The organism is Bradyrhizobium sp. USDA 372 (assembly GCF_053629095.1).
The window spans coordinates 4,867,106-4,884,234 of record NZ_JBRJHR010000001.1; the positions used below are offsets into that span (position 1 = coordinate 4,867,106).

The 17,129-nt window shown below is 65.4% G+C and carries 14 protein-coding genes and 1 pseudogene; 9 read left to right on the plus strand and 6 right to left on the minus strand.

From position 1 onward, the window contains the following. The first annotated feature begins 47 nt into the window (after positions 1–47). Positions 48–854 (plus strand): SDR family NAD(P)-dependent oxidoreductase, encoded by an 807-nt coding sequence (locus AB7M16_RS23000; protein ID WP_172785118.1) that lies wholly within the window; start codon positions 48–50, stop codon positions 852–854. Positions 855–914: 60 nt separating this feature from the next. Here AB7M16_RS23000 and AB7M16_RS23005 read toward each other — a convergent pair whose 3' ends face one another. Together AB7M16_RS23005 and AB7M16_RS23010 are read right to left on the minus strand one after the other, a co-directional pair. Further along, on the minus strand, positions 915–1,685 hold the full coding sequence (locus AB7M16_RS23005; protein ID WP_453945317.1) for a hypothetical protein: 771 nt from the start codon (positions 1,683–1,685) through the stop codon (positions 915–917). Positions 1,686–1,848: 163 nt separating this feature from the next. Beyond that, a complete protein-coding gene (locus tag AB7M16_RS23010; RefSeq protein WP_172785116.1) occupies positions 1,849–3,426 on the minus strand; it encodes a cation:proton antiporter in 1,578 nt (525 codons plus the stop codon). A gap of 107 nt (positions 3,427–3,533) precedes the next feature. On the opposite strand from AB7M16_RS23010, the gene AB7M16_RS23015 reads away from it, so the two are divergent. The 5 genes from AB7M16_RS23015 (at position 3,534) to AB7M16_RS23035 (ending at position 9,341) form a co-directional block, all read left to right on the plus strand. Further along, positions 3,534–4,292, plus strand: a complete 759-nt coding sequence (locus AB7M16_RS23015; protein ID WP_453945318.1) for a tetratricopeptide repeat protein — start codon at positions 3,534–3,536, stop codon at positions 4,290–4,292. A 129-nt stretch (positions 4,293–4,421) separates the two neighbouring features. Then, complete coding sequence (locus tag AB7M16_RS23020; RefSeq protein ID WP_453945319.1) at positions 4,422–5,807, plus strand: tetratricopeptide repeat protein; 1,386 nt, start codon at positions 4,422–4,424, stop codon at positions 5,805–5,807. Between the two features lie 190 nt (positions 5,808–5,997). Next, entirely contained in the window at positions 5,998–7,908 is a 1,911-nt protein-coding gene (locus tag AB7M16_RS23025; RefSeq protein WP_453945320.1) for a propionyl-CoA synthetase, read from the plus strand. A gap of 230 nt (positions 7,909–8,138) precedes the next feature. Further along, positions 8,139–8,408: a hypothetical protein gene (locus tag AB7M16_RS23030; protein ID WP_172785112.1), complete on the plus strand. Its 270-nt coding sequence runs from the start codon at positions 8,139–8,141 to the stop codon at positions 8,406–8,408. Between the two features lie 186 nt (positions 8,409–8,594). Next, positions 8,595–9,341: an OmpW/AlkL family protein gene (locus tag AB7M16_RS23035; protein ID WP_453945321.1), complete on the plus strand. Its 747-nt coding sequence runs from the start codon at positions 8,595–8,597 to the stop codon at positions 9,339–9,341. A 104-nt stretch (positions 9,342–9,445) separates the two neighbouring features. Here the strand turns inward: AB7M16_RS23035 and AB7M16_RS23040 are convergent, their stop codons facing one another. Then, positions 9,446–10,141, minus strand: coding sequence for a DUF1013 domain-containing protein (locus tag AB7M16_RS23040; protein ID WP_172785110.1), 696 nt, complete (start codon positions 10,139–10,141; stop codon positions 9,446–9,448). Positions 10,142–10,406: 265 nt separating this feature from the next. Between AB7M16_RS23040 and ispH the strand changes: the two genes are divergently transcribed. The 3 genes from ispH to rnhA are packed head-to-tail and all read left to right on the plus strand — an operon-like array spanning position 10,407 to position 12,826. Beyond that, positions 10,407–11,375, plus strand: a complete 969-nt coding sequence (gene ispH / locus AB7M16_RS23045; protein ID WP_172785109.1) for a 4-hydroxy-3-methylbut-2-enyl diphosphate reductase — start codon at positions 10,407–10,409, stop codon at positions 11,373–11,375. A 6-nt stretch (positions 11,376–11,381) separates the two neighbouring features. Further along, on the plus strand, positions 11,382–12,365 hold the full coding sequence (locus tag AB7M16_RS23050) for a homoserine kinase (RefSeq protein WP_172785108.1): 984 nt from the start codon (positions 11,382–11,384) through the stop codon (positions 12,363–12,365). Beyond that, the gene (gene rnhA / locus AB7M16_RS23055; protein WP_212254030.1) at positions 12,362–12,826 is read left to right on the plus strand and encodes a ribonuclease HI; all 465 of its coding nucleotides are present in this window, start codon (positions 12,362–12,364) and stop codon (positions 12,824–12,826) included. Before AB7M16_RS23050 ends, rnhA begins: the two co-directional genes overlap by 4 nt. A gap of 110 nt (positions 12,827–12,936) precedes the next feature. On the opposite strand, the gene AB7M16_RS23060 is transcribed toward rnhA, so the two are convergent. The 3 genes and pseudogenes from AB7M16_RS23060 to AB7M16_RS23070 all read right to left on the minus strand — a co-directional run bounded on the left by AB7M16_RS23060 (position 12,937) and on the right by AB7M16_RS23070 (position 17,019). Next, entirely contained in the window at positions 12,937–13,422 is a 486-nt protein-coding gene (locus AB7M16_RS23060) for a peroxiredoxin (protein ID WP_172785106.1), read from the minus strand. Positions 13,423–13,657: 235 nt separating this feature from the next. Next, entirely contained in the window at positions 13,658–15,343 is a 1,686-nt protein-coding gene (locus AB7M16_RS23065) for a long-chain fatty acid--CoA ligase (protein ID WP_439402150.1), read from the minus strand. Between the two features lie 187 nt (positions 15,344–15,530). Continuing rightward, positions 15,531–17,019 (minus strand): annotated as a pseudogene (locus AB7M16_RS23070) (D-alanyl-D-alanine carboxypeptidase family protein). Positions 17,020–17,129: the final 110 nt, after the last annotated feature.

A 17,129-nucleotide genomic window follows, 5' to 3' on the forward strand; every position in this document is an offset into this window, starting at 1 on the left:
GCTGCGCTCCATCCAGGCTACAAGAACAACAAACAGGGAGACACGCGATGGATCGGCTCAAGGGCAAGGTTGCGATGGTGGTGGGGGCCGGCTCGATCGGACCCGGCTGGGGCAACGGCAAGGCGACCGCAGTGACCTTTGCGCGCGAGGGCGCGCAGGTGTTTTGCGTCGATCGCAATGCTGCCGCGGCCGAGGAGACCGCGAAGATCATCACGGGCGAAGGCGGCAAGGCGACGGCATTCACGGCCGACGTGTCGCGCGCCAGTGAGATCGAGGCGATGGTCGCGGCGTGCCTGAAGGCCTATGGCCGCATCGACGTGCTCGACAACAATGTCGGCATCGCCGAGATGGGCAGCGTGGTCGAGGTGAGCGAGGACAGCTGGGACCGCGTCTTCAGCGTCAACCTCAAGAGCGCCTATCTCGCCATGAAGCACGTCATCCCGATCATGGTGAAGCAGGGCGGCGGCTCGATCATCAACATCTCCTCGATCGCCTCGATCCGCCACATGGGCATCTCCTACGTCACCTATGGGACCTCGAAGGCGGCGATGAACCAGATGACGCGCACCACCGCGATCGAGTTCGCGCGCCATCATGTCCGGGTCAACGCGATCCTGCCCGGCCTGATGAAGACGCCGATGGTCGAGCACTCCGCCGGCCTCGCCGCCAGCTACGCCAAGGGCGATGTCGAAGCGATGTGGCGCGCGCGCGACGCGCAGGTGCCGATGGGCCACATGGGCGATGCATGGGACGTCGCCAACGCCGCGCTGTTTTTGGCGTCGGACGAGTCGAAATACGTGACGGGCATCGAGCTCGTGGTCGACGGCGGGATCACGTGCAAGGCGGGGGCGTAGCTTTCAGTCTTCGTCGCCGTCCCGGATTGGCGCTCCACTTGTCCGGGACGACGCCGAGAGCTACTGCGCCAGCGCCAGGATGCCGCCGGCGAACGAATGCCACGCCGCCGTTTCGCTGACCGGCCAGTTCAGCACCTTCACCGCCAAAAGCGCGAGGGTGCCGGTGATGTAGACCGGATGCACGCGCCCTTCGGTGCGCCAGTCGCGCACCATGGCGACGACGAGCAGAAGGGAGGCGACGACAGCCGGCGCGATCGTCACGGGCACCGGCGGCGGGCCGGGCGGTCCGGGAGGCGCGAGGAAGGTCAGGAACCAGCGCGCGATCGCGGCGTCGAGGATCGAGACCGCCGCGATCAGCATCAGGCGCTTGTGAACCTCGGGCCTGCGCGTATTCATGATCGCCAGCACGAACACCACGGCGAAGAACGCGATTCCGCTCATCGGCACGATCGAGAAGGCGATGCCGGCGTCCTTCTGCCCGAGCGCGGCGGAATGCTGCATCACGTGGACCGAGGCGAGGAAACCGAAAATCGTCATCGCGGTCGCGAGCGATACGCCGGCAATGCCGAGCGAGCGGTGGTTGACCACGCGGCCGGAGGCCGCGAGCCAGGTCTGGAGCACGAAATACAGCGACCAGGTGAAGAACAAGAGTCCATGAAAATGAATCACCGGGCTTGCGGAGAATGTCCGGTGAGCGAGCGGCACCCAATAGGTCGGTGCGAAGCCGAGAAAGGCGGTGGCGGCGCAGGCCAGCGCCATGTGGAAATAAAAGTATCGTGCGGGCGACGCATCACGCGCGCGTACACGACGATCGTCGATCAAGGTCGTCATCAGGAGTGAGTCTGGGAAAGCGGGGTCCGGTTCAAACTCCGGGACGCTGTGTGTGACGAGGCGCACGTTGCTGAACGCACCAAACTCGCCGTCGTCCCGGATCTGCGCGCCCCTAGGGGCTCGCTCGTCCGGGACGACCCCGAGTTTGTGTCGCGGAGCTGCCTCATCCGCCCGCGCTCAATTCTGCGCGATCGAGTTCCTCCTCGAGCCGGTGAAACGCATCGTCGCCGATCACCTCGGTGGCGCGCAGATCGAAGATCGCCTTACGCGCGGCCTCGATGGCGCGGCGGCGGAGGGGATCGGCGGGAAGTTCGCCGTTGCTGATGCCGCCGTTCGGATCGGTCTCGGTCTGCATCAGGATGGCGCGATATTCGAGCCGCAGGATTTCCGCCTCCTCCGACGGATCGCTCTCGATCGCATCGAGCGCAGCGCGATAGGCGACCGCGCGGCCGCGGGCGACCTCGATACCAACGGGATCGTCGTCCTTGAGGTTGAAAGCGAGGATCAGCGGCCGCAGCGTCAGGCCCTGGATCACCAGCGAGCCCAGCACCACCGCAAAGGCGATGAAGACAATGAAGTCGCGATAGGGAAAGTTTTCCGGCAGGGCAAAGGCGGTGGCGAGCGTGACGAGACCGCGCATGCCGCACCAGGAGATGATGAGCCCGCCCTTGGGCGAGGCCATCTGCTTCGGATCTTTAGGGCGATAGAGTCCCTGCGCGATCAGCACCCGGAGACTTGTGCGATAGAACGTCACCCAGAACAGGCGCACCAGGATCACCGTCAGCAGGATCCAGGCGGCGGCTACGCAATATTCCCAGCGCACGTCCGCGTCCAGCCGCGTCCAGATCGGCCGCATCTGCATGCCGATCAGCATGAAGGCGAGCACGTTGAGCACGAACACGGTCGTGTCCCACACGGCATAGGACGGTACCCGCAGCCGCGCCGGGATGCGTGCCGGCGCGGTCCGTGCGACCGTGATGGCATAGACCACGATCGTGAGGATGCCGGAGAGGCCGAGATGCTCGGCGGCGATCCACACCAGGAAAGTGGTGGCGAACTGCACGATGATGGCGCTCGGCGCCTCCGTCACCCGCTCCATGAACAGCGGAATGATGCGGCCTGCGGCCAGACCCGCGATGACGCTGCCAACCAGCGCCAGCGCCATGGTCGGCGCGACCTGGCTCCAGGTCAGATGCTCTGTGGCGACCGCGCCGACGGCGATGCGATAGATCAGCAGCGCGCTGGCGTCGTTGAGCAGGCTTTCGCCTTCCAGCACTTTGACCATGCGATGGGGCAGCTTGACCTGGCTCAGGATCGCGACCGCAGCGGCCGCATCCGGCGGCGCCACGATGGCGCCGAGCGCGACCGCGGCGGCCCAGGGCATGTCGGGCATCAGCCGGTGCGCGACATAGGCGACGCCCGCCGTGGTCAAGCCGACCGCGGCGACGACCAGAGTCGAGACCGGAACCCAGTTGTTGCGAAGGTCGCGCAACGACGTGTCGAAAGCGGCATCGAGTAGGACCGGTGCGACAAAAAGCGCCAAGGCCAGGTCCGGCTCCAGCGCCCAGGACGGGCTCGAGGGCACAAAGGCGATCAGCGCGCCGCCGATGGCGAGAAAGGTCGGGTAGGGCACCTTGATCCGCCGCGCCAGCGCCGATAAGCCAACGGCGCCGAGCAGCAGCGCGATGATCCATTCGAATGTCGACACGATGATCCCCGAAGCCGATCTGAGCGGTGCCACAAGCTAGCACCAATCTTGCCGTATGATGGATAGTACGGCTTCAAGGCAAGACCTCTTCAAGACAACATCTTAAGAGGATGGACGGCAAGGTTTCGACCGCAACGAGCATGCGTTTTCTCATCCACCTGTTCGGCGCCGGGCTGCTCTACGCGCTCTCGCTCGCCCCGGCCGATGCCGCGACCGGCGGCGAGCCGGTGGCCGTGACGCCGGTCGATGTCGCGCCCTGCCTCGCGGCGGCCGCAGCCGACGACATGGACAAGGCGGCCACGGCCTGCGACGCCGTGATCGACAACGAGAAGACGGTGAAGGGCGACCTGATCAAGGCGCTGACCGCGCGCGGCGCGCTCTATGCGCGGCACGATCAGGTCGACCGCGCCATCGCCGACGACAGCCGCGCTCTTCTGCTCGACCCCGGCCTTGCGGACATCTTGAACGCGCGTGGCGAGCTCTGGCTGAAGAAGGGCGACAAGCCGAAGGCGGTGCAGGATTTCGGCGCAGCGCTCAGGATCGATCCGAACCACGAGAAGGCCAAGGCCAATCACAAGGCGATGGCGCGCGAGATCGAGCGGATCGGCGCGCAGATGGCGGTCGCGGGCAAGCCCAGCTTCAATTGCGCGCGAGCGCGTCTGGCGGTGGAAAGGGCGATCTGCGGCAATCGCGAGCTCGCCGATCTCGATCGCGAGGTCTTTGCCTCCAATGCCCGTGCGATCCGTGAAGCGCGCAATACGACCGAGGCCAAAGCGCTCCAACGTGAGCAGGACGCGTTCATCGCGCGCCGCAACGCCGATTTCGGCCGCCCGGGGTACGACCTGAAGAAGGCGATGCAGGAGCGCTTGCAGTGGCTGAACGGGGTGGATGGGTATTGAGTCCTTCGCCTCCCCCCGCGTGCGGGGCGAGGGAGAGCAGGCACTGGCCGTCCCTGCCAGGCCCGGTTTGAACCCATCCCTTGCCAGCTGCGACAACGGTGAGAACCCGACGTCACGGAGCCCTATGTCATGTGCGGCACTCACGCCTCCGCGCAAGCGCTTTCGCCTGCCAAGATCTCGCTTCGCGCCCTATTCCTCGGCGCGGCAATCAGTTTCGCTCTCGCGGCCCCCGCCGCGGCGAGCACCGAGTGCGTGCTGGGGAGCAAGGCTGACCCGGCCGAGCTGATCCCGGCATGCAGCGCCATCATCGACCAGACCGCCAATCCGGCCGCCGAACGCAGCGCGGCGCTCGTTGCGCGCGCCGACGCCAATGCACGGACCTCCGGCGGCCAGTCCCAGGCGCTGCGGGATCTGGACCGCGCCATCGCGCTCGACGGCAAGAACGCGAAGGCCTGGCGCGTGCGCGGCGACCTCCTGCGCGAGGCCGGCGGCGATCTCAACCGCGCAGCGGCGGATCTGACCAAGGCGATCGAGCTCGACCCTCGGGATGCCGAAGCTTACGAGCTGCGCGGCGTCGTCTACACCAATCAGCGCCGGCTCGACCGCGCGCTCGCCGATTACGACCAGGCGATCAAGCTGAAGCCGGACGATGCGCAAGCCTGGTCCGACCGCGGCGTGGCCTATTATCTCGGCGGCGACAACGAGAAGGCGATCAGGAATTTCGACGAGGCGCTGCGGCTCGATCCAAACCGCGCGCGCACCTACACCAATCGCGGCGCGGCCTACAAGAAGCTCGGCCAGCTCGACAAGGCGGTCGCCGACGACGGCGAGGCGATCAGGCTCGACCCGAAGGTGCCGGAATATTACGACAATCGCGGCCTGACTTATGCTGCGATGGGCGAGTACGACAAGGCGATCGCCGATTACGACCAGGCGATACGACGGGAGCAGCGCGCCAATTTCCTGACCAACCGCGGCGATTCATACCAGTTCAAGGGCGAGCTCGGGGCGGCGCTGAGCGACTACGAGGCTGCGCTCAAGCTCGATCCGAATTTCGCGAAGACCTACAACAACCGCGCCGTGCTCTACAAGAAGATGGGCGAGCGGAAGAAGGCGCTGGCCGATTATGAGACGGCGCTGAAGCTGGATCCCGGCAACGAGAATGCGGCGAACGGCCGCCGGGTCATGATCGCCGAGATCGCGAAGTTCGGCGCCGAGTCCCCGCGTGCCCTGAATGCGGAAGCGGGCAACGGCCCGTCCTTCGATTGCGCCACTGCCAAGCGCGAGGTCGAGAAGGTGATCTGCGCCGATGCTCAGCTCGGCGTGCTCGATCGCCAGATTGCCGAGACCTATGAACGCGTGCTGAGGGCCTCCAAGGGACGTTCCGCCAGCGACCTGCGCAAGACCCAGCGCGAGTTCCTCACCACGCGCAATGCAAGCTTCCGCCGCCCCGGCTACGATCTGAAGAAGATCATGCAGGACCGCTTGCAGCGGCTGAACGCGATGGAGAGCTGAAAGCCCGTTCTTGGCCCTTGCCCTGCAAGAACGGGGACAGGGAGAAGACGCGTTCTTTTCGGCTTGAACCGCGGCCCGTTCCCGGGAAAATACCCGTCAAACAAGGCCGGCAATTGATCCTGGTCATGGCGGGACGCTCGTCCTGTCGTCAGGTCAGGGCCAGGCGAACAAAGGGAACGGGAGCGCGGGCATGAACGTCCAGGGCAAAAGCAGCTATCACGAGGTCCACGCGCGTTCGCTGGCGGATCCGGAAGGGTTCTGGGCCGAGGCAGCCAAGGACATCGACTGGATCGAGCCTGCGAAACAGATCTTCGATCCCTCGCAAGGAACCTACGGCCGCTGGTTTGCCGGAGGCGTCGTCAACACCTGCTACAACGCCCTCGACCGCCACGTCGAACGCGGACGTGCCGACCAGGTCGCGCTGATCCATGATTCGCCGCTGACGGGTTCGGTCACCAAGCTCACCTATGCCGAACTGCTGAACGAGGTCCAGGCGCTCGCCGCAATCATGCAGGATTTCGGCGTCACTAAGGGCGACCGCGTCATCCTCTATATGCCGATGGTGCCGGAGGCGGTGGTCGCGATGCTCGCCTGCGCGCGGCTCGGTGCGGTGCACTCGGTGGTGTTCGGCGGCTTTGCCGCAAAGGAGCTTGCCACCCGCATCGACGATGCGCAGCCCAAGCTGATCCTATCCGCCAGCTGCGGCATCGAGCCGGGCCGCGTCGTGCAATACAAGCCGCTGCTCGACGAGGCGATCAGGCTTGCCGGCAGCAAGCCGAAGGCCTGCATCGTATTGCAGCGTCCGCAGCTCACCTGCGAGATGACGCCGAGCCGCGATTACGACTGGGGCAGCCTGCGCCGCAAGGCGCTGAACGACGGCAAGCGTGCGGCTTGCGTGCCGGTCGCCGCGACCGATCCGCTCTACATCCTCTACACCTCGGGCACGACCGGCGTGCCGAAGGGCGTCGTGCGCGACAATGGCGGGCATCTCGTCGCGGTGAAATGGTCGATGTTCAACCTCTATGGCGTCAAGCCGGGCGAGGTCTGGTGGTGCGGCTCCGACATCGGCTGGGTGGTCGGCCACAGCTACATCGTCTACGGCCCGCTGCTGCACGGCGCGACCACGATCATGTACGAGGGCAAGCCGGTCGGCACGCCCGACGCCGGCGCGTTCTGGCGCGTGATCTCCGAGCACAAGGCGGTCGCCTTCTTCACCGCTCCGACGGCCTTCCGCGCCATCCGCAAGGACGACCCGGAAGGGAAATTCATCCGGCAGTACGATCTCTCGAAATTCCGCACCCTGTTCCTCGCCGGCGAGCGTGCCGATCCGCCGACCGTGGAATGGGCGGAGCAGCAGCTGAAGGTGCCGGTGATCGACCATTGGTGGCAGACCGAGACCGGCTGGTGCATCGCCGGCAATCCGGTCGGCCTCGGCATGCTGCCGGTGAAGCACGGCTCGCCGACGGTGCCGATGCCGGGCTACCAGGTCGATGTCGTCGATGAAGCGGCAAAGCCGGTCGGCCCCAACACCATGGGCTCGATCGTCATCAAGCTGCCGATGCCGCCGGGCTGCCTGCCGACGCTGTGGAATCAGGACGCGCGCTTCAAGGAAGCCTACTTGAGCGAATTCCCCGGCTATTACAAAACCTCCGACGCCGGCTACAAGGACGAGGACGGCTATGTCTTCGTGATGGGCCGCACCGACGACATCATCAACGTCGCGGGCCATCGTCTCTCCACCGGCGGCATGGAGGAGATCCTGGCCTCGCATCCCGATGTCGCCGAATGCGCCGTGCTCGGCGTCAAGGACGCGATCAAGGGCGAGGTGCCCTGCGGCTTCCTGGTGCTGAAGGCGGGCGTGAAGCGCCCGCCCGCCGAGATCGAGAAGGAGATCGTCGCGCTGGTGCGCGACAAGCTCGGCCCGGTCGCCGCTTTCAAGCTCGCCATCACCGTCGGCCGCCTGCCCAAGACGCGCTCCGGCAAGATCCTGCGCGGCACCATCAAGAAGATCGCCGACGGCGAATCCTGGACCATGCCGGCGACGATCGAGGATCCCAAGGCGCTCGACGAGATCGGCGAGGCGCTGAAGGGAAGGGTGTGAGGAAGTTCTGCGGTCATACGGGCGAGGCGCGAGGTCGTCCCCAACTCAACTGTCATCACCCGCGGAAGCGGGTGATCCAGTACCCCGCGGCGATTGTGTGAGCCAATGACCGCCGCGGCGTACTGGATTCCCCGCCTGCGCGGGGAATGACAGCGAGCGTGGAACGGCGCCCGGGGACTTACAATCTCCTCATTCCGCGCTAAACAGGGTCGGTCAACAAGGGACCCTCGATGCCACTTGCCGCCGCGCCACGCCTGCTGACCGCCTTAGCTCTCGCCATCGCTCTTTCCGCCTGCTCGGCGCGCTACCAGAATCCGGTGGCGATGGGCGGCGATGATGACGATGCGGTGTGCCAGAGCCGCGGCTATGCGCAAGGCTCGCCGGAATACGTGGCCTGCCGCAAGGACCGCGACGTCCAGCGCAACGCCGCCACCGCGCGCGCCGATCGCCGCCAGCGCGATCTCGGCGAGTACATGTTGAACAACCCCGTGCGCCCATGATGTGAGCTGCGGCACTATGTTGCCGCCCGCTTCGGATTCGCGCCTTCCGTGACACATCTGCAACGCCGGGGGTCAATCGCGTCGCGATGGTCCTGGTTTGATCGGCATCAAATCCTTCACCGTCCTCTTTCTGCTCTGACGCTGATGTCGCGCAACGATGCGCGGACATGGTTGAAGGGGATTGCAATGGATGGAACGATAAGAAACTTGGCGCGGATCGCGACACTCGGCGCGCTGCTCGTGGGCACGCTTGCATCAGTGCAGGCCGCAGATCTGCCGGCCTACAAGAAGGCGCCGCCGCCGGTGGAGGCGTTCAATCCGTGGATGGTGCGCCTGCGGGTGCTCGGCGTGTTGCCGGATGCGGGCGGGAGCACCGTCAATGTCGCGGGCGTGCCTTCGCTGTCGTCGCCGAATTCAGGTCTGTCGATCAGCGACCAGGTCGTCCCCGAGCTCGACATCAGCTATTTCTTCACCAAGAACATAGCGGCCGAGCTGATGCTGGGCGTGACCAGACATTCGATCAGCGGCACCGGCTCGCTCGCGAACCTGCCGATCGGCAAGACCACGCTGCTGCCGCCGACGCTGACGCTGCAATATCACTTCGACCAGTTCGGCGCGTTCAAGCCGTATGTCGGCGCGGGCGTGAACTACACCGTGTTCTTCAACAATTCCGCCGCCAACGTGCCGGCGGCCATCGTCGGACCGCCCGCGATCGTCGCCACCACAACGAACCTGCACGTCAGCAATGCCTGGGGCGCTGCCGTCCAGTTCGGCTTCGACTACATGATCGACCGGCACTGGGGTCTCAACGTCGACGTCAAGAAGCTCTGGCTGCGCCCGAACTACAGCGCGACCGTCTCCGGCCTGCCGGTCACCGGCACAGCGCATATCGATCCCTGGCTGGTCGGCGCCGGCGTGACGTACAAGTTCTGAGGCGTTTGCGGCGTCCGTCTCGACGCTCGCGCTCTCACACGCAAAAAAAAACGCGGCAGGTTTCCTTGCCGCGTTTTTCGTGCGTTCGATCGTCGAGGAGGGGGCTACTCCTCCTCTTGGTCCTGCTTCTTTCCGCCGAGCGTCTTCAGCTTGGCGAACACGGCGTCGACGTTGAGGTCGTCGCTCGATCGCTCGGCAGGCTCGAACTCGTCTTTCTTGGTGGTCTCGGACGCCGGCAGCAGGGTGGCGCCGCCATAGGCTGCGTCGATCGGCTTTTCCTTCGCCGCGCGCTGCACCTCGAAATCGAGCTCGATCTGCGAGCACAGGCCGAGGGTGACCGGGTCGATCGGGGTCAGCGACGAGGTGTTCCAGTGGGTACGGTCGCGCACGCTGGCGATCGTGCTCTTGGTGGTGCCGACCAGGCGCATGATCTGAGCGTCCTTGAGCTCCGGATGGTTGCGCAGCAGCCAGAGGATGGCGCTCGGGCGCTCATGGCGGCGCGAGACCGGGGTGTAGCGCGGGCCCTTGCGCTTGGGCTGGGGCGGAAGCACCACCTTGCTCTCCTGGAGGCGGAGCCGGTAGTCGGGGTTCTTCTCGCCCTTCTCGATCTCCTCGCGGGTCAGCTGGCCGTTGGAGAGGGGATCCATGCCCTTGATGCCCTGGGCGGCGTCGCCGTCGGCGATGGCGCGCACCTCGAGGGGATGCATCTTGGTGAAATCGGCGACCTGATCGAAGGTCAGCGCGGTGTTGTCGAGCAGCCAAACGGCGGTCGCCTTGGGCATCAGAGGTGCGTTGCTCATGGCAAATCTCCTTTGTGCTTCGCCCACCCCTCTGGAGGCGAAACCGGTGGTCATCAGCGATGACAGGGAATTCGCGCTATATAAGCCCGGAGGGGGTAGCCATGCAATGGTTCTGCTATAGATAGTGCCTTGACACCGCCCGAAAGGGGGCCCAATTCCCTTTGAACCGCTGTAGGGTTCAAGCCGACAGTTTTAAGCCTAATTCCCATCCATCGACCGCCCCCGCCAGAAGGCGAAACGGGTGATTCGGTCCCGAGATCGCTCAATGTCAGCCAAACCAGACCTCAAGATCGTGCTTTGTTCTCCCCGCGGCTTTTGTGCCGGGGTGGTCCGGGCGATCGACACCGTGGAACGGGCGCTCGATAAGTACGGTGCCCCCGTCTATGTTCGCCACGAGATTGTGCACAACAAGTACGTCGTCGATGGGTTGAAGAAGAAGGGCGCCATCTTCGTCGAGGAGCTCGCCGAAATCCCCGAGAACACCACCGCCCCGGTGGTGTTCTCGGCCCACGGCGTGCCGAAGTCGGTTCCGGCCGACGCCCAGTCCCGCAACCTGTTCTCGCTGGATGCGACCTGCCCGCTCGTGACCAAGGTGCATCGCGAGGCCGCGATCCACTTCAAGCGCGGCCGCGAGATCTTCCTGATCGGCCATTCCCACCATCCCGAGGTGGTCGGCACGCTCGGCCAGCTGCCGCCCGGCGCCGTGACCCTGATCGAGACCGCCGAGGATGCCAAGACCATCACGCCGAAGGATCCCAACAACCTCGCCTTCGTGACCCAGACCACGCTGTCGATCGACGACACCGCGGAGATCGTCGCGCTGCTCAAGGAGCGCTTCCCGAACATCAACGGGCCGCACAAGGAAGACATCTGCTACGCCACCACCAACCGCCAGCTCGCGGTGAAGAAGGTGGCGCCGGTGGTGGACGCGCTCATCGTCGTCGGTGCCCCCAATTCGTCGAACTCGCAGCGCCTGCGCGAGGTTGCCGAGCGCGAGGGCTGCAAGATCGCGGTGCTGGCGCAGCGCGCCGCCGACCTCGACTGGGGCAGGTTCGGCAACATCAAGAGTCTCGGCATCACGGCGGGCGCGTCGGCGCCGGAGGTGATCGTCGAGGAGATCATGGACGCCTTCGCCGAGCGCTACACGCTGCACGTGGAGACGGTCTCGGCCGCGGAGGAGAATGAGTTCTTCCCGCTGCCGCGTCAGGTGCGCCCCGAAGCTGCCGCCGAGTAGACCTTTATGGCGGTCTATACCGACGTCGCCGCCGACGAGCTTGCGGATTTCCTGAAGCAATACGATCTCGGCGAATTGCTCTCCTACAAGGGCATCGCCGAGGGCGTCGAAAACTCCAACTTCCTGCTGCACACGAGCAAAGGCTCGTTCATCCTCACGCTCTACGAAAAGCGCGTGGCGAAGAACGATCTGCCGTTCTTCCTCGGACTGATGACCCACCTCGCCGAGCACGGCGTCAATTGTCCGCTGCCCGTGCGGGGACGCGACGGCGAGGCGTTGCGCGAGCTCGCAGGCCGGCCCGCCGCGATCATCACCTTTCTCGAAGGCGTCTGGCCGCGCAAGCCGAACGCGACCCATTGCGCCGGGGTCGGCGAGGGGCTGGCCCGGATGCATCTGGCCGGAGCCAATTTCGCGGTTCGGCGCGCCAATGCGCTGTCGGTCGCGGGCTGGCGGCCGCTGTTCGATGCGGCTTCGAACCGTGCCGACGAGGTGCAGCCGGGGCTGCGCGCCTTCCTCGCCGCCGAGCTCGACCATCTCTCGAGCGGGATCTGGCCGAGCAACCTGCCCGAAGGCGTGATCCATGCCGACCTCTTCAACGACAACGTCTTTTTCCTCGGCGACAAGCTCTCGGGGATCATCGATTTCACCTTCGCCTGCTACGACATGCTGGCCTATGACGTCGCGATCTGCCTCAACGCCTGGTGCTTCGAGCCTGATCATTCCTTCAACGTCACAAAGGCGCGCGCCTTCCTCAACGCCTATGGCCGCGTGCGCCAGCTGAGCGAAGCCGAAGAGGCCGCGCTGCCGCTGTTGGCGCGCGGCGCCGCCATCCGCTTCCTGCTGACGCGGCTGGTCGACTGGCTCAACGTGCCGCCGGGCGCGCTGGTCAAGCCGAAGGACCCGCTGGAATATGTTCGCAAGCTGCGCTTCCACCAGAGTGTGACGAGCGTGCGCGACTACGGGTTGACGCCGTCGGGGCTGGTGGCGTGAGCGAGCTTCCCAATGTCACGATCTATACCGACGGCGCCTGCTCGGGAAATCCCGGGCCGGGCGGCTGGGGCGCGATCCTGAAGTTCGGCGACAAGGAGAAGGAGCTGAACGGCGGCCAGCCGCACACCACCAACAACCAGATGGAATTGATGGCGGCGATCTCGGCGCTCGAAGCGTTGAAGAGGCCGTGCACGGTCGATCTCTATACCGACAGCCAGTATGTCCGGCAGGGCATCACCGGCTGGATCTTCGGCTGGAAGCGCAACGGCTGGCGTACCGCCGACAAGAAGCCGGTGAAGAACGTCGAGCTATGGCAACGCCTCGACGCCGCGCTGAAGCAGCACGAAGTCCGCTGGCATTGGGTCAAGGGCCACGCTGGCCACCCCGAGAACGAGCGCGCCGATCAGCTCGCTCGCGACGGCATCGCCATGGCGCGGTTGCAGCAGCGGGTGAGGGAGTAGGTGTCATTCCGGGGCGCCCGAAGGGCGAGCCCGGAATCCATTCCTCTACGCGTTGTGACGTGAGATGGATTCCGGGCTCGCGCTGCGCGCGCCCCGGAATGACCAGAGTCTTACAGCTGCCCGAGCAACGTATCTCCGCCCGACACCTCGACCTTGCCGGGCATCGCCTCGAGGTTCAGCTTCTTGACCACGCCGTCTTCAATCAGCATCGAATAGCGCTTGGAGCGGATGCCGAGGCCGTTGGCGGAGGCGTCCAGCTCCATGCCGATCGCCTTGGTGAAGTCGGCATTGCCGTCGGCGAGGAAGATCGCCTCGTCGCGCTGGTCGGTGTCGCGCTTCCAGGCGTTCATGACGAAGGCGTCGTTGACCGAGACGATGGCGATGGTGTCGACGCCCTTGTCCTTCATGGCATAGGCGTTGAGGAAGATGCTCGGCAGATGCATCTTGTGGCAGGTGCCGGTATAGGCGCCGGGCACCGCGAACAGCGCCACCTTCTTGCCCTTGAAGACGTCGTCGGTGGTCTTCACCTGCGGGCCTTCCGCCGTCATCACGCGGAATTTCGCCTCGGGCAGCTTGTCGCCAATCTGGATCGCCATCGTCGTTTCTCCATGGAAATGGGCCGGGGGCTGTTCTAGAGCATTTTACCGCCGGAGGGAAACGGCTTCACCGCGCTGTGATGAGGCGACGGTCGCAATTTTCTCGTCATTGCGAGGAGCTCTTGCGACGAAGCAATCCAGACTGTCTCTGCGGAAATAACTCTGGATTGTTTCGCTACGCTCGCAATGACGATGGGGCGCGTGGGCGCGCCCCATCGAGCCGAGAGGCGTGCCTTTAAGCCGCTTCCGCCTTCTTCTCGTCGCGGAGCTGCCGGCGCAGGATCTTGCCGACATTGGTCTTCGGCAGGTCGTTGCGGAATTCGATGTGCTTGGGCACCTTGTAGCCGGTGAGCTGCTCGTGACAGAACTTGATCACGGCTTCGGCGGTGAGGTTCGGGTCCTTCTTCACCACGAAGGCCTTCACCGCTTCCCCGGACTTGGAATCGGGGATGCCGATCACGGCGCATTCGAGCACGCCCGGATGGCTCGCGATCACTTCCTCGATCTCGTTCGGATAGACGTTGAAGCCCGAGACCAGGATCATGTCCTTCTTGCGGTCGACGATCTTGGTGTAGCCCTTCTCGTCCATCACGCCGATGTCGCCGGTGCGGAAAAAGCCGTCCGCGGTCATCACCTTGGCGGTCTCTTCCGGCCTGTTCCAGTAGCCGGACATCACCTGCGGGCCCTTGGCGCAGATCTCGCCGGCCTGGCCGAGCGGGACTTCGTTGCCGTCATCGTCGCGGATCGAGATGTAGGTCGAGGGCACCGGGATGCCGATCGTCCCGGTGAACTCGGTTGCCGTCGCCGGGTTGCAGGTCAGCGTCGGCGAGGTCTCCGACAGGCCGTAGCCTTCGGCAATGAAGCAGCCGGTGATCGCCTTCCATTGATCGGCCACGGGGCGCTGCACCGCCATGCCGCCGCCGTTGGAGATCTTCAGCTTGGAGAAGTCGAGCTTCTTGAAATCGGGATGGTGCATCAAGCCGTTGTAGAGCGTGTTCACGGCCGGGAAGCTGTTGACCTGGTATTTCGCCAGCTCCTTGACGAAGCCGGCGATATCGCGCGGGTTCGGGATCAGCAGGTTGCAGCCGCCGGCGCGCACCGCCAGCAGATAACAGGCCGTCAGCGCGAAGATGTGATAGAGCGGCAGCGCGCAGACGATCATGAGCTGCTCGACATGCGGCGGCGCATTGAGCGCCGGCTGCAGCCAGGCGTCGTTCTGCAGGACGTTCGCGACGATGTTGCGATGAAGCAGCGTGGCGCCCTTGGAGACGCCGGTGGTGCCGCCGGTATATTGCAGGAAGGCGACGTCACCCGGCGACAGCTTCGGCTTGTTGAACGTCATGCCGCGGCCGGCGGATAGCGCGTCGTTGAAGGAGACCGAGCCTGGCAGCGACCAGGCCGGGACCATCTTCTTGACCCGGCGGACGACGAGGTTGACGATCACGCCCTTGAAGCCGAGCAGGTCGCCCATGCTGGCGACGATGACGTGCTTCACCTGCGTTCTCGCGATCACCTGCTCGACGGTGTGAGCGAAGTTCTCCAACACGATGATGGCTTCGGCGCCGGAATCCTTGAGCTGGTGCTCGAGCTCGCGCGGGGTATAGAGCGGGTTGACGTTGACCACCGCGAAACCAGCGCGCAGCACGGCGGCGGTTGCAACCGGATATTGCAGCACGTTCGGCATCATGATGGCGACACGCGCGCCGCGCTGCAGTCCGCGGCCTTGCAAGTACGCGGCGAGCGCGACCGACATCTGGTCGAGGTCGCGATAGCTGATCGACTTGTCCATGCAGATGAACGCCTTGCGGTCGGCGAACTTGGTGAAGCTCTCCTCCAGCAGGTCGACCAGCGATGCGTATTGCGTCGGCTCGATATCGGCGGGCACGCCGGGCGGATATTGCTTGAGCCAGATGCGCTCCATGGAAGACTCCCCTCATTGACCAGGGCCCGTTGTCCTCGGGCTTGCCTCGTTGCCGCCAGTATCCAGCTTGCCGGAACGGGTGGCAAGCCATCGTGGCTTAGGGCAAAGGTCGGGGTGTCGCCACTGGAATCATCGCAAACCCGCTGCCGCAGGTGCGAAGCGCGGGCTGGCTCAATTCCGAGAGGCGTTAACTGTTGTTCGCCGGCTTGGCGGCAGCGGCCGGCTTCGCAGCCTTGGGCTTGGCGGGCTTGGCGGCCTGGTCGCCGCTTGCAGGCTTCTCGGCAGGTTTGGCCGCATCGGGCTTGGCCGCAGCATGCTTGGCGCCGGCCGGCTTGGCAGCGGCCGGTTTGGCTGCCGGTCTTGCCGTCGCCCTTGCCGTCAGCCTGCTTGGCGTCGGGCTTCACCGCCGCGGTCTTCGTGCCAGCCTCCTTGTTTCCCTCCTTGGGCTTGTCGGCGGCGTCTGGCTTCTTGGCGACGCGCGACTTCTTGCCACGCGGCTTGGACGCGGCCTGCTGGCCGGCATCGGCCGCGACCGCGGCGATCAAGGCCGTGCCGGTGCGGGTCGGGCCGGTATAGACCTGCACGGGCTCTGTGGCCGCGGGGGCCGAGGCCATCAGCTCGGAAGCCTTCATCAGCGGCGGCTGCAGGCCGGCCGTGAAGAAGGTGAACTGGGCGGCGCCGCCGGTGGCGGAGGCGGATCCGGTCGCGCCGCCATTGGCAGCAATCAGCGCATCGTCGTCGTCGCTGGCCGGCCGCTTGCGGTTGGGTCCGCACATCTCGTCGCGCAGGTTCGGCGGCGTGGCATCGACCGGCACGAGATTGTCGACGGTGCCGAGCGAGGGGCGCAGCCAGGTGAGGTTGTCCTGAGCGAAGCCGCGCTCCAGCAGCTGCGCCGCCTTCACCGCGCGCGCCGTGCCGGAATTGGCGCCGAGCACCACCGCGATCAGCCGGCGGCCGTTGCGCGTGGCCGAGGCGACGAGGTTGTAGCCGGAGGCGCAGATGAAGCCGGTCTTGAACCCGTCGGCGCCGGGATAGCGGCCGATCAGCTTGTTGAAATTGCCGGTGACGCGCTTGCCGAAGCGGATCGCCGGGATGTGCACGAAGTACTCGTACTCCGGCAGGTCGCGCAGGAACGAGCGCGCCAAGATGCCGAGGTCGCGCGCCGAGGTGACCTGGCCTTCGGCGGGCAGGCCGTTCGGGTTGACGTAGCTCGTCTGGGTCATGCCGAGCTTCCTCGCGGTGTCGTTCATCACCGCGGAGAAGCCGTCGACCGAGCCGCCGACGCCTTCGGCGAGCACCACGGCCATGTCGTTCGCCGACTTGACCATCATCATCTTCAGCGCGTTGTCGACGGTGACCTGCGTTCCCGGGCGGAACCCCATCTTCGAGGGCGATTGCGAGGCCGCGGTTGGCGACACCGTGAGCAGCGTGTCGAGCGTCAGCCTGCCGTCCTTGACCGCCTTCAGCGTCACATAGGCTGTCATGATCTTGGTGACGGAGGCCGGATACCACGGAATGGTCGCGTTTTCGGCCTGCAACACCTTGCCGCTGTCGGCCTCGATCAGCAGGAGCGCTTCGGCGTCCGCCGCGTGCGGTGCGAGCAACGCGGCACAGGCGAGCGTCGCAGCGAACAGGTTGAACAGGGATTTGCGAAGCAGCGGGCGAAGGGCGTGCACTATCCGATTCCGGTCCTTGGAGATCCGCGCCCGAGAGGGTCGGTTCTCGTGATCTGATTGTCGGTTCTGAAATCCAGCGCCGCCGCTTGCGGCGTCGCAAACCTATACCG